Annotated in this window: 8 protein-coding genes and 2 CRISPR repeat arrays (1 of these 10 cut by a window edge); all 8 genes read left to right on the forward strand. The window is 57.2% G+C overall.

Features of this window, described 5'->3' with window-relative positions:
• The first annotated feature begins 28 nt into the window (after positions 1–28).
• The 8 genes from KVY02_RS11325 to KVY02_RS11360 all read left to right on the forward strand — a co-directional run bounded on the left by KVY02_RS11325 (position 29) and on the right by KVY02_RS11360 (position 13,446).
• On the forward strand, positions 29–2,281 hold the full coding sequence (locus KVY02_RS11325) for a CRISPR-associated endonuclease Cas3'' (RefSeq protein WP_218313559.1): 2,253 nt from the start codon (positions 29–31) through the stop codon (positions 2,279–2,281).
• Between the two features lie 343 nt (positions 2,282–2,624).
• Positions 2,625–3,293 (forward strand): type I-C CRISPR-associated protein Cas5c, encoded by a 669-nt coding sequence (cas5c, locus tag KVY02_RS11330; protein WP_081138325.1) that lies wholly within the window; start codon positions 2,625–2,627, stop codon positions 3,291–3,293.
• Positions 3,290–5,089 carry a type I-C CRISPR-associated protein Cas8c/Csd1 gene (gene cas8c, locus KVY02_RS11335; protein WP_218313560.1) on the forward strand — a complete coding sequence of 600 codons (1,800 nt, stop codon included), beginning with the start codon at positions 3,290–3,292 and terminating at the stop codon, positions 5,087–5,089. The genes cas5c and cas8c overlap by 4 nt, the downstream gene beginning before the upstream one ends.
• Positions 5,086–5,955 (forward strand): type I-C CRISPR-associated protein Cas7/Csd2, encoded by an 870-nt coding sequence (gene cas7c / locus KVY02_RS11340; protein ID WP_081138321.1) that lies wholly within the window; start codon positions 5,086–5,088, stop codon positions 5,953–5,955. Before cas8c ends, cas7c begins: the two co-directional genes overlap by 4 nt.
• 10 nt (positions 5,956–5,965) lie before the next feature.
• Positions 5,966–6,604, forward strand: coding sequence for a CRISPR-associated protein Cas4 (gene cas4 / locus KVY02_RS11345; protein ID WP_081138319.1), 639 nt, complete (start codon positions 5,966–5,968; stop codon positions 6,602–6,604).
• 5 nt (positions 6,605–6,609) lie between these two features.
• The gene (cas1c, locus tag KVY02_RS11350; protein WP_081138317.1) at positions 6,610–7,650 is read left to right on the forward strand and encodes a type I-C CRISPR-associated endonuclease Cas1c; all 1,041 of its coding nucleotides are present in this window, start codon (positions 6,610–6,612) and stop codon (positions 7,648–7,650) included.
• A gap of 18 nt (positions 7,651–7,668) precedes the next feature.
• Complete coding sequence (cas2, locus tag KVY02_RS11355; protein WP_096922671.1) at positions 7,669–7,959, forward strand: CRISPR-associated endonuclease Cas2; 291 nt, start codon at positions 7,669–7,671, stop codon at positions 7,957–7,959.
• A gap of 188 nt (positions 7,960–8,147) precedes the next feature.
• Positions 8,148–11,634: a CRISPR direct-repeat array (repeat unit 33 nt; unit sequence GTCGCGCCCCGCCCGGGGCGTGCGGATAGAAAC).
• Positions 11,635–11,766: 132 nt separating this feature from the next.
• The gene (locus KVY02_RS11360) at positions 11,767–13,446 is read left to right on the forward strand and encodes an IS1634 family transposase (RefSeq protein ID WP_100732333.1); all 1,680 of its coding nucleotides are present in this window, start codon (positions 11,767–11,769) and stop codon (positions 13,444–13,446) included.
• A 61-nt stretch (positions 13,447–13,507) separates the two neighbouring features.
• A CRISPR array of direct repeats spans positions 13,508–13,847; the repeat unit is 33 nt; unit sequence GTCGCGCCCCGCCCGGGGCGTGCGGATAGAAAC; it runs 4,917 nt beyond the window's last position.

Raw genomic sequence — 13,847 nt, forward strand, 5'->3', positions numbered from 1 at the left:
CAAAGCCTCACCATACTGAGCAACCATAATGACAACATCTCCCACTTTCTACTACGCACACTCGCTTCCCGAAACAGGCAAGGAAGCTTGGCAAACACTAGAAGATCACTTGCATTATGTCGCTCGTATGGCTGCAGCCCGTGCTGAACGCTTCGACATGGCAGAAGCAGGATATGCAGCAGGCCTGTTACACGATTTAGGTAAATACAGCACGCCTTTTCAACGGCGGCTGGAAGGCTCTCCAGAACGTGTCGATCACTCTACTGCTGGCGCTATTGTCGCGAAACAACGCTTCAAAGGAGGGGTCGGCGATCTACTTGCCTACTGTATTGCAGGTCATCATGCAGGGCTTGCCAATGGCCGTGATTCAGGCGAACGCTCCCCGCTTAGTGAACGCCTTAAAGCGGATATCCCTGCGCTAGATAACGCCTGGCAAGATGCGCTTACGCTTCCAAAAGAGCTACGTCCTTCTGGTGCATTTACCCAACGTCCAGAACGAGGCTTCTTTCAGCTCGCGTTCCTCACCAGAATGCTCTTTTCATGCTTGGTCGATGCAGACTATATCGATACCGAAACCTTCTACGCCCAGCATGAAACCGGCTTAGCACGGCAACGCGGTGGCGGCGCTTCGCTAGTGCTGCTTCGCGACTCGCTCAATCAAAACTTGGAAACCTTCGATACCGAAAAAGGCATTAACCAATTACGTGGACATATCCTGCGTGAGGTACGTAACAAAGCGGGGATGCGACCTGGCTGTTTCAGCCTCACGGTGCCCACTGGTGGCGGCAAAACCTTGGCCTCTCTCGCCTTCGCCCTGGATCACGCCATCACCCATGGCATGGATCGCGTTATCTACGTTATCCCCTTCACCAGTATCGTCGAGCAGAACGCGGCGGTGTTTCGGAAGGCACTGGGCAAATATGGCCCTGATGCAGTACTCGAACACCACAGCACCTTTGATGCTGAAAAAGCTTTCAAAGACGACAGGAATAGTCTTGATAAACTCAGACGCGACAGTGAGAACTGGGACGCACCGATTATCGTGACAACATCGGTGCAGTTCCTGGAAAGCCTCTTTGCCGCTAAAACATCACGCTGCCGCAAACTACATAATATTTCCCGTAGCGTCGTCATTCTGGATGAAGCACAGACAATGCCCCTGCCCTTGCTACGACCAAGTGTTGCCGCACTGGATGAACTCGCGCTGAATTATCACGCCAGCATTGTGCTCTGCACTGCTACCCAACCCGCCCTGCTTGAAACTAATGACGCAGCCCGCAGCTTCACGGGCGGCTTCAAAGACGTTGAGGAGCTAGCCCCAGATCCAATAAACCTCTATCAAGCATTACAACGAGTGGCGGTAAAGCATATTGGCTGCTTAGATGACGACCAGTTGCGCGACGAACTCTTGGGCGCCAATCAGGTACTATGCATCGTCAATAACCGCCGCCACGCCAGAGCCTTGTATGAATCCATCGCCGATCAGCCAGGCGCTTTTCATCTGACCACCGCTATGTGCGCCGTTCATCGGCGACAGGTATTACAGCGTATTCGTGAAACACTTAAAGAAGGCAACCCATGCCGGGTGGTATCTACGTCATTAATAGAAGCGGGCGTTGATGTAGACTTTCCGAGGGTTCTGCGCGCCGAAGCGGGGCTTGACTCTATTGCCCAGGCCGCAGGGCGCTGTAACCGTGAAGGCAAACGAACCGCCGAAGAGAGCGAAGTGCGTATTTTTGCCACTGCCAATGAGGAGTGGGCGCCGCCGCCCGAGCTAAAACAGTTCGCCCAAGCCACTCGTGAAGTACTACGCCAGCACGGCCACGACCCACTCTCGCTTGAAGCGATAGAGGCGTATTTCACGCTACTTTACTGGCAGCAAGGGCCTGACCAACTCGACAAGCACCAACTGCTCTCGCTGATTGAAAAAGGGCGGCTTGACGGCCTGCCCTTTGAAACCCTCGAACAGAAATTTCGCCTCATCGACAATAATCAACGAAGTGTCATTATTCCCAGAGACGATGAAGCTCGCAAAGCGATTAAAGATCTCGCCTTTGCCACAAGCCCTGGCGGGATCGCCCGAAAACTGCAACTCTATACAGTGCAAGTGCCTCATAACGGCTTTAGAGCCCTGGAAAAAGTCGGTGCCATTGCGTCTATCGAGCCGGATAAATTTAATGACCAATTCATGCTGCTGGTCAATGAAGACCTCTACGATGATTCGCTAGGGTTAAACTGGAGCGACCCAACCTTTATGCGAGCCGAAAGCCTTATTTTTTAATATCCAACGGAAAGAAGTTGAAATTAAAATAGAGCTGCCCTAAGCTGCTTCTAACAAGAGCCGAGGGGGCCTTATGCACTCATCCAAAGGTAATGACAGAAAAACCGAAGATAGCAACTGGTTTCTGCTTTGCAAAATTCAGCAAGGCTACGTCACTTTGGAGGTCAAATGTCCTTTCAAACCATCTTGGATAGTCTCTCTACTTAGCTTGGCCTGTGCAGCACTAGGGTTCAGGTCTTGGCTTCAATAGTAGGAGCGGGTTGAAACTTTCCTTTGGAAATTAATGCTATAAACAAGTCGCCCCTCAGGGGGCGCGGATTAAATTCAATAAAAAGGCATCATTATGTCATACGGAGTTCGACTGCATATCTGGGGTGACAGGGCCTGCTTTACGCGGCCAGAGATGAAAGTAGAGCGTGTATCCTATGATGTGATTACACCCTCGGCGGCACGCGGCATTCTGGAAGCCATCCACTGGAAACCCGCCATTCGCTGGTGCGTAGACCGTATCCATGTACTCAAGCCCATCCGATTTGAGTCGCTGCGGCGCAATGAAGTCGGCGGCAAGCTATCAGCCGCTTCTGTAACAAAAGCAATGAAAGCGGGCCGCGTTGATGATGTGGCCTATTTTGTTGACCAGAACCGTCAACAGCGCGCCGCCACCATTTTACACAATGTAGCTTACGTGATTGAGGCGCACTTTGAATTTACCCCACGTGCGGATGATAGCGACACCCCCGGCAAACACCTGGATATTTTCAATCGCCGCGCCCGCCAGGGCCAATGCTTTCACACTCCCTGCATGGGCACCCGTGAATTCCCAGCGAATTTTGCACTCATTGAACCCGAACAGCCTCTTCCATCTTTTGACCCCGCATTAATCGGTGAGAAAGACCTTGGCTATATGCTGCACGATATTGACTTTGCAAACGGCAAGACATCGCGATTTTTCCGCGCCAAGATGCAAGATGGCGTGATTGAAGTGCCTCCCTTCCAGGAGACCCTCGCATGATATTGACCGCCCTCAATGACTACTATCAGCGGCTCTCTAAGGAAAGCAAAGTACCACTGCCCGGCTTTAGTTCAGAAAAAATCAGTTTTGCCCTAGCCTTCGATCAAAATGGTGTGCCGCAGCAGATTGATGATCTACGTGACACCTCAGGCAAAAAGCCCCGCGCCCGAACCTACAAGGTGCCCGTTGATAAACGGCGCACATCAGGCATTCATGCTTACCCACTTTGGGATAAAACTGCTTACTCATTAGGGGTAACAGCCGGAGAAGGCAAACGCTTAATCGATGAACATTCAGCCTTCAAAGCTCGCCAATTTGACCTTTTTCGTAACAGTGATGACAAGTCACTCCTGGCCTTTTTGAAGTTCTTGGATCAATGGCACCCTGAAAAGCTATCCTCGTTGCCCGGTTACAGCGAGGAGGTACTAGATAGCAACATTATTTTTCGGCTAGACGGAAAACGACAATACCTGCATGAAAATGATGATGCTAGCCGAATCTGGAGTGCTGTACTCGAAGAAAATACCGGCATTCATGGGCAATGCTTAATCACCGGTGAAGACGCTGTCCTAGGCACTGACCATCCAGCCATTAAAGGCGTTAGAGACGCACAGTCGTCAGGTGCTTCGCTCGTCTCGTTTAATAGCGAGTCGTATGAGTCTTACGGATTTCGTAAAAATCAAAACGCGGCAATCTCCACATCAGCAATTTTTGGCTATACAACGGCGCTTAACTATCTACTACGTGGCGATGCAGACAACCAACAACGCCTGCAAATAGGTGATACCACACTAGTGTTTTGGGCAAATGCGCAAACGTCACAGGCTGCACAGGCAGCGGAAAGTTTTTTTGCAGTACTCAACCAACCACCCAGTGATGAACAGGAAGCCAGCAAACTAGGCTCGCTACTTGCCCAGGTAGCGGATGGCCGCCCGCTAACAGATGTGGCTCCGGAGCTAGAACCCGAAACGCAATTTTACGTACTGGGCCTCGCTCCCAATGCCGCTCGTCTATCCGTTCGTTTTTGGCTAGTTGATAGCCTGGAACACTTAACCAAGCATTATGCCCAGCATTACCGAGATCTAGATATCCAACCTGCACCATGGAAAGGCATTGCCCCCAGCGTTTGGTGGCTAACCCTGCAAACAGCGCCTATTCATGGCGCGCGCCCGAAATCAGAAGACGTACTGCCCCAGCTTGCTGGCGAAATGATGCGCTCCATTATCACCGGGCAGCGCTATCCCCGACCGCTACTTACCAATGTTGTTATGCGTTTTCGCAGTGATGGCAATATCAACGGCTTACGCGTCGCTCTTTGCAAGGCAGTATTAGCCCGAGAGGCTCGCTTGGCCATGCACTCAAACTCGAATAAACAGGAGGTTTCCGTGAGTCTTGATAAAAGCTCCACCCATCCAGGTTACCTATTGGGCCGCTTATTTGCCGAATTAGAAAACGCTCAACGTGGTGCACTTGGTAGAGAGTTGAATGCCACCATTAAGGATCGCTACTACGGTGCCGCCTCTGCGACGCCCGCCAGCGTTTTCCCTATGCTGCTGCGCAATGTGCAGAACCACCTTTCATCCATGCGTAAAAAAGATAAAGGTGGTATTGCATACACGATTGAAAGCGAAATCAGCCAAATTATTGACGGGCTGGGCGATACCTTCCCACGCAGCCTACGTATCGAAGAACAAGGGCGATTTGCCATTGGCTACTACCATCAATCACAAACGCGATTCGCTAAAAAAGATAACGCGAATAGCGATGAACAATCGGAACAGGGAGACTCGGAATGAGCACCATTGCCAATCGTTATGAATTTGTCCTTTTATTTGATGTCACCAACGGCAATCCCAACGGCGACCCTGATGCAGGAAACCTGCCCCGACTCGACCCAGAGACCAACCAGGGGCTTATCACAGATGTGTGCCTAAAACGTAAAATTCGTAACTACGTCGCGCTCGAAAAAGAACACGACGCTGGCTATGCCATTTATATGCAAGAAAAGTCAGTGCTCAACAACCAGCATAAAAAAGCCTATGAAGCGTTAGACATTAAACCTGAATCTAAAAAGCTTCCCAAAGAAGCAGAAAAAGCGCGCCAAGTTACCGAATGGATGTGTAATAACTTTTTCGACGTTCGCACCTTCGGTGCTGTCATGACAACCGAGGTAAACTCCGGCCAAGTACGCGGCCCTGTTCAGGTGGCCTTTGCCAGCTCTATCGATCCCGTCATTCCCATGGAAGTCTCCATTACCCGTATGGCGGTTACCAACGAAAAGGATCTTGAAAAAGAGCGCACCATGGGGCGCAAGCACATCATTCCTTATGGCCTGTACCGCGTACACGGCTACATATCTGCAAAATTAGCTGAACGCACCGGCTTTTCAGAAGACGATTTAGCCCTTCTATGGCGTTCACTAATCAATATGTTTGAACACGACCGCTCTGCTGCTCGCGGCGAGATGTCCACCAGAAAACTCGTTGTTTTCAAGCATGACCACCCTATGGGTAACGCGCCCGCCCATGTGCTCTTCGATAGTGTTCAAGTGAAGCGTATTGAAGGGAAAGAAGATACACCGGCACGCCACTACAGCGACTATCAGGTTCATATTGCTAGCGAGTCACTGCCGCCTGGTGTGGCGGTAGAAGAACACCTATAGGTGAAACGCCATGGAAGAAGAGGCACGCCCCATTCCGCTTTCGGCTCTGCAGCATACGCTGTTCTGCCCGCGTCAATGCGCGCTGATTCATGTAGAGCAGCAATGGGCAGAAAACCGCTACACTGCCGAAGGTCGTTTGTTACACGAACGCGCTGACCAGTTGGGGCATCAGCGTCGCCGGGGCGTACACACTTCCATGGCCTTGCCTTTGGCAAGTGAACAGCTGGGCTTGAGCGGTATTGCCGATATTGTAGAGTTTGATGAGCGTCAATTGCCTCTGACAGTCCGGCCTATTGAGTACAAACGCGGGCGACCTAAAGCGCACCGAGCGGATGAGGTACAACTTTGCGCTCAAGCACTCTGCCTGGAAGAAATGTTAGATACTCACATAGACTCTGGCGCGCTATTTTATGGCAAAACACGTCGGCGCAAAGAAGTCGCCTTTGATAACGCTCTACGCACGTTAACTCTTCGCATCATTGAACAAACCCGCGCTATTTTTGATGAGCAGCAGACACCGCCAGCGATTTACGATGCCAAAAAGTGTGATCACTGCTCCCTTGTCGATATTTGCCAACCTCAAGTGTTTAGCAAGCAGCGCTCCGCAAGCCAATGGCTTACCCGTCAACTTGATGCCCTGGATGAGTAACGCCAATGCGACGACAATTAAACTCACTGTACATCACTACCGAAGGTGCTTGGCTTAAAAAAGAAGGCGCTAACATTGTCATGCAGGTAGAAGGGAAAGAGCGCGCCAGGCTTCCCATTCATATGCTGGAGTCCCTTGTATGCTTTGGGCGTGTGCTTGTATCCCCGCCGTTAATGGGATTCTGCGCTGAACAAGGCGTTACCATCACCCACCTGTCACCGAACGGGAAATTCTTGGCGCGCATTGAAGGCCCCGTCTCTGGCAATGTGTTACTCAGGCGCACCCAATATCGTGTCAGTGATAACGAAGCCTCCTGTTCTAGCCTGGTCAGTAGCCTTTTGATTGGTAAAGTCCATAATCAGCGCGCTGTTCTCGCCCGGGCCATTCGCGATTATGGCAGCAAGATGCCACCTCATGATCACCAGCGCCTGGAAGCGGCTCGTGATCGGTTAAGCCGAATCGCACGTAATCTATTGCAACCTGCCACAACCAATGAGCTACGAGGCTTGGAAGGCGAAGCCGCTCAAGTATATTTCAGCGTCTTCAATTCATTAGTGCGCCAAGAAGGCAATGCTTTTGAGTTTAAAGGACGTAATCGCCGCCCTCCTCGTGATCGTGTTAATGCTTTGTTGTCGTTTCTTTATACACTGCTGACTCATGACTGCCGTTCAGCGCTAGAAAGCGTAGGCTTAGACCCCGCCGTAGGCTTTTTGCATCGTGATCGCCCAGGTCGCCCAAGCCTTGCATTAGACCTTGCTGAAGAGTTCCGGCCTTTGTTAGGTGACCGTCTAGCCCTTTCACTTATAAATCGACGCCAGCTACGAGAAAAGGACTTCATCATTACAGAAAGCAATGGCGTCGTTATGACAGATGATGCTCGCAAGCGGGTTCTGGCTGCTTACCAAGAGCGAAAACGTGAAGATCTGTTGCATACGTTTATTGATGAAAAAACACCTATAGGTATGCTGCCCATACTGCAAGCTCAGCTGATGGCACGCCACCTGCGGGGCGACCTGGACGCTTACCCACCTTTCCTTTGGAAATAACGTACTGAGGGCAATATTATGATGGTACTGGTCAGTTACGATGTCAGCACCTCTTCAGACGGCGGTGAAGGCAGGCTGCGGCGAGTGGCAAAAGCGTGTCGAGATGTAGGGCAGCGAGTACAGTTTTCCGTGTTTGAAATTGAAGTCGACCCCGATCAATGGGTACGCTTTCGTCAACGCTTGATCGACTTGATTGATGACGAGGTAGACAGCTTACGCTTCTACTTCTTAGGCCGAAATTGGAAAAACCGCATCGAACATATTGGCGCCAAGCCTGCCTTAGACATGAATGGCCCTTTAGTTTTCTAATGTTTCTCTTGTTTGCGAACCCCAATTGTCTTGCCAAACCCCGTCAGGTTCGCAGCTCTTTAATAAATTGATTTTAATAACAAAATTTTCGCTCACTCTTTTGCATCAAGCAAAAATCGGCTAATGCTCAGTGTTTCGCAGAAGCATGTCTTTTTGCTTTTATTTTTCATGATGTTATAAACAGAACAGTCGCGCCCCGCCCGGGGCGTGCGGATAGAAACTACGCCGGCTTCGCCGAGCTCACGCACCTGGCCGACGTCGCGCCCCGCCCGGGGCGTGCGGATAGAAACCTGACCACTCAGGACGTGATCGAGAAGACAGGCCTGTCGCGCCCCGCCCGGGGCGTGCGGATAGAAACTGCTCAATCATCTGCCGCCAAGCGAACAATGCGAAGGTCGCGCCCCGCCCGGGGCGTGCGGATAGAAACAAGGTGAATCTGGAAGTCGACGGCGCCATGGCACGCGTCGCGCCCCGCCCGGGGCGTGCGGATAGAAACGTCTTCGGCCTCAGCACCGCCGCCTACCAGGAACGTCGCGCCCCGCCCGGGGCGTGCGGATAGAAACACTGGCGGGCAGCAGAACCTCGATATGCTCCGCGGTCGCGCCCCGCCCGGGGCGTGCGGATAGAAACAATAAGCGCCGCAAAAAGAGCGAGCGCGCAGAGTTGTCGCGCCCCGCCCGGGGCGTGCGGATAGAAACCCACGCCTGTGTCACGGGTGGCGAAGCGGCCCATGTCGCGCCCCGCCCGGGGCGTGCGGATAGAAACGTAAATCTGCCGAGCGCTTGTGTGCTGATCAAATTGTCGCGCCCCGCCCGGGGCGTGCGGATAGAAACAGCGTGAGCTATAACCACCGCTACACTGCCGAGATGTCGCGCCCCGCCCGGGGCGTGCGGATAGAAACATGCGCCTGCCCTCAGCTTTTGAACGGCCAGCCGGTCGCGCCCCGCCCGGGGCGTGCGGATAGAAACCCACCCTGGCCAGCCTGCCCGAGATACCAGCCAGGTCGCGCCCCGCCCGGGGCGTGCGGATAGAAACATCAACGGGTGAGTGAATGATCAACTGCTGCAGGGCGTCGCGCCCCGCCCGGGGCGTGCGGATAGAAACTCCGGAAGATGCGCCCCAGGGTGGCGTTGTCGGTGTGTCGCGCCCCGCCCGGGGCGTGCGGATAGAAACCCACCGCTTTCGCGGTGGGTGTGGGTGGGCTGGGTCATGTCGCGCCCCGCCCGGGGCGTGCGGATAGAAACATGGCCTCGGCCACGGCGCCAGCGGCCCGCTGGGGTCGCGCCCCGCCCGGGGCGTGCGGATAGAAACGAAATCACCACCGAGAGCGTCAAGGCCGCGCCACGTCGCGCCCCGCCCGGGGCGTGCGGATAGAAACGGCAAGCAGAAGGCCAATTTCGTTGGCCGCTACAAAGGTCGCGCCCCGCCCGGGGCGTGCGGATAGAAACTTGCCGTTATGGGTCAGGCCGCCGCCTTGCTGGGGTCGCGCCCCGCCCGGGGCGTGCGGATAGAAACGTTTACAACGTCGGCGAAGGCGCCTTCGCCCGCTCCGTCGCGCCCCGCCCGGGGCGTGCGGATAGAAACATCCCGCACCCGCTCTTGAGCCGCCAGGCGTTTCGCGTCGCGCCCCGCCCGGGGCGTGCGGATAGAAACGCCGGGGGCGGGACTCGTGGCACTGGCATCGAGCGTCGCGCCCCGCCCGGGGCGTGCGGATAGAAACAGCTAGCCCATGGCCAAGGCAAACCCGGTGGCGTGGTCGCGCCCCGCCCGGGGCGTGCGGATAGAAACGCCAAAGGGTCAACGAAGCCGCCCGCGCCGTCAGTCGCGCCCCGCCCGGGGCGTGCGGATAGAAACTTTCCAAATCAGCTGTACCAATCGCGCTTCCAGCGTCGCGCCCCGCCCGGGGCGTGCGGATAGAAACTCCACCGCCCACGCCAGTTTGGTCGAGCGCTACGCGTCGCGCCCCGCCCGGGGCGTGCGGATAGAAACCCCCCGGATGGCTGCCCCGCCGAGCGTTGGCAGCGTCGCGCCCCGCCCGGGGCGTGCGGATAGAAACACCGCCGCCGTGGCACGGCGCAATCGGTACGCCGTCGCGCCCCGCCCGGGGCGTGCGGATAGAAACTACCCGCATTCGGTCTACGGCTCACGTGAGCTAATGTCGCGCCCCGCCCGGGGCGTGCGGATAGAAACGACGTCGCCGCTGCCGAAACGGCCACCATCAGCGGTCGCGCCCCGCCCGGGGCGTGCGGATAGAAACCGCTGGCACCCCACGCCGTTGCCGCTCAACCAGGTGTCGCGCCCCGCCCGGGGCGTGCGGATAGAAACTCCTTTATCTCGCGCGTAGCAACATCAACGTAATGGTCGCGCCCCGCCCGGGGCGTGCGGATAGAAACATGATCTCGAAGCCGCCGGGGTCGCCCACCCTCTCGTCGCGCCCCGCCCGGGGCGTGCGGATAGAAACGCGGCGCGCCTCGGCGTCTGGTCGTGAGCCCGGGCGTCGCGCCCCGCCCGGGGCGTGCGGATAGAAACAGCCTTGGTGAGCTGGCTGATTTGCTGGGTGGCATGTCGCGCCCCGCCCGGGGCGTGCGGATAGAAACTGCATGAGCCAATTGGAGGGCCGGATATTGACGGGGTCGCGCCCCGCCCGGGGCGTGCGGATAGAAACCTTATGCAACGTCACAGACGGGGGGTTAATCGGCGTCGCGCCCCGCCCGGGGCGTGCGGATAGAAACCACGATGTTGATGCCGAAGCCTTCGAACACGCGGGTCGCGCCCCGCCCGGGGCGTGCGGATAGAAACTGGCAGCTCCCTGGAACACGAAGTTATCCAGGCGCGTCGCGCCCCGCCCGGGGCGTGCGGATAGAAACCTTTGCGTTGGCCCCAAAGCGGCGCCGTCAAAACGTCGCGCCCCGCCCGGGGCGTGCGGATAGAAACCACTGGGAGCCGCAAGCCATGGACGGCATGGAGCGTCGCGCCCCGCCCGGGGCGTGCGGATAGAAACATACCAAACGTCACGCATGCTGGTGACCGGCTCGTCGCGCCCCGCCCGGGGCGTGCGGATAGAAACGATGCGCAGGGCGTCCAGTGCGGGCAGGTCCGGCGTCGCGCCCCGCCCGGGGCGTGCGGATAGAAACCATCGCGTCAATGACGGTGACGATCTGCCGCCAGGTCGCGCCCCGCCCGGGGCGTGCGGATAGAAACTTCGTTGGTCACGTAGTGGCGATCCTTGTGCTTCGGTCGCGCCCCGCCCGGGGCGTGCGGATAGAAACAAACGCAGTTCGCGGGCGATTTAGCGAGCGTCCAGGTCGCGCCCCGCCCGGGGCGTGCGGATAGAAACACGTACTGGTCCAGTGCGTCCAGCACGATGTTGGCGTCGCGCCCCGCCCGGGGCGTGCGGATAGAAACTCCGGCGTCTTAGCGTCAGCCGCCACGCCGCCCAGTCGCGCCCCGCCCGGGGCGTGCGGATAGAAACAGCAAACGAGGCTCTGTCCTCAGCGATGCAACAGGCGTCGCGCCCCGCCCGGGGCGTGCGGATAGAAACACTGTCTATTATCTCCGTAAGGCGGCGTGGCAAGTCGCGCCCCGCCCGGGGCGTGCGGATAGAAACTCCTTTATCTCGCGCGTAGCAACATCAACGTAATGGTCGCGCCCCCCGAGTTCGACACTTCCAGCCCGATTTCGGCCTGAAATCGGCACTCATGGCATGAGAATTCAGTAGCTTAGCCATCTCTTGCCGAATTCTTTGTAGTGACACGTTTTTCTCTTGATGTCTTGCCAGACATAGATTGGGAGGTCTATCGTAGTGACATGTTTGTCAAAGTCACCAAATCCGGTCCGCGCCGCTACGTGAAGCTCGTCGAGTCTTATCGCGACGAGGCCGGCAAGCCGCGCCAACGCGTGATCGCGACGCTGGGACGCCTGGAAGCCGTCACCGCCGGGGAGTCCAGCGCGCTGATCAATGGCCTGCTGCGCGTCACCGGCCAGCCGACGCTCGAGGAAGGCACCGGCGAGACCGACTTCGCGCCGGCGCGTTCCGTGGGTGATACCTGGCTGCTGACGTCACTCTGGAAAGAGCTCGGCCTGGATGACGCCTTCCGGCGTGTCTTGCGTAGCAAGCGCCAGTTCGATGCCGAGCGGCTGCTGCGGGTCATGGTGTTCAATCGGCTGTGTGATCCGGAATCCAAGCTCGGGGTGCTGCGCTGGCTGGAAGATGTACTGGTGCCCGACGTCGACACGGCCTCGATCAGTCACCAGCATCTGCTGCGCACCATGGATACCCTGTCGGACTGCAGCGAAGCTCTCAATGACGTTCTGGCACAGCAGCTCAAGCCACTGATCGACCAGGAACTCTCGATCGTCTTCTACGACCTCACCACGATTCGGGCAGAAGGCAGTACCTCACTCGACGGTGATCTCCGTCAATACGGTCCCTCGAAGGAGGGCGGCATCGCCCGCCAGTTCATGCTCGGTGTCGTGCAGACGGCGGAAGGCTTGCCCATTCACCACGAAGTCTTCGATGGCAATGTCGCGGAAACCCGCACGTTGCTGCCGACCATCGAAACGGTGGTCAAGCGCTTCAACGTGAGTCGAGTTGTGCTGGTCGCCGACCGTGGCCTGCTCTCGCTGGACAATCTGGCCGCCCTGTCCGCCGTACGTATCGAGGGTCGCCCTCTGGAATTTATCCTGGCGGTGCCGGGACGCCGTTATGGCGAGTTCGATGCGCTGCTGAAGGCGTTTCACCAGACGCATTGCCAGGACGCCGAACGCGAAGCCTACGGCGAGATGGCATGGCAGGACCATCGGCTGATCGTGGCGCACCGGCCGGAGGTCGCGAAGGCGCAGACGGCGGCACGCGATCAGAAGATCGAGGCGCTGCAGGCCGATGCGCGCCAGTGGTTCGAGAAACTGGACAATCAGGATGCCGGGCGGCGCTATCGTGGCAGAAAGCTCTCGGATGCCGGCGTCACCGCCAGGTTCTACAAGGCCGTCACCGACGCTCACCTCGGGCATATCCTGAAGGTCGATCTGACCGCCGAGACGTTCAACTATGTCCTGGATCAGCGGGCGCTCGATCGCGCCAGGATGATGGACGGCAAGCTGCTGCTGGTCACCAACATGGCCGACCACGACCCGCAGGAGATCGTAGAGCGCTACCGGGCGCTGGCAGACATCGAGCGCGGCTTCCGGGTGCTGAAGAGCGACATCGAGATCGCACCGGTCTACCACCGGCTGCCGGATCGTATCCGCGCCCATGCGCTGATCTGCTTCCTCGCGCTGGTGCTTTACCGGGTGCTACGAATGCGGTTGAAGGCCAGCGATCACCCCTTGTCACCGACGCGGGCACTGGAAATTGCCCGCAAGATTCAGTTCCACCAGGTCCTGCTGCACCGTCGCGAGACGGCGAGCGGCTTGACCAAACTGAAGCCTGAACAACGCGACCTTTTCGAAGCGATTGGCCTGCCGGCACCGACTGCATCTCGCTTGTAGTGCCAATTTTGAAAACGCGTTTTCAGGTTAATCAGTGGCTTACGCTTCTATCTGTCGAACTCGGGCGCCCCGCCCGGGGCGTGCGGATAGAAACGCGCGCTGAATGCTCAGATAGTGGAGATTCGGCAGTCGCGCCCCGCCCGGGGCGTGCGGATAGAAACCTGGAAGGGGTGGAGCGCTGGATAGACGAGTACGTCGCGCCCCGCCCGGGGCGTGCGGATAGAAACACCATCTTGAAGCCACGCACCCACTCCCACACATGTCGCGCCCCGCCCGGGGCGTGCGGATAGAAACGTACCGACCAGTACAGCTCGCTGGCAACGCAGGTGGGTCGCGCCCCGCCCGGGGCGTGCGGATAGAAACAGCGGATGAGGCGCTAGGCCAGCGTATCGATTCGGTCG

This window comes from Halomonas sp. 18071143 (genome assembly GCF_019211725.1).
Classification (GTDB): Bacteria; Pseudomonadota; Gammaproteobacteria; order Pseudomonadales; family Halomonadaceae; genus Vreelandella; species Vreelandella stevensii.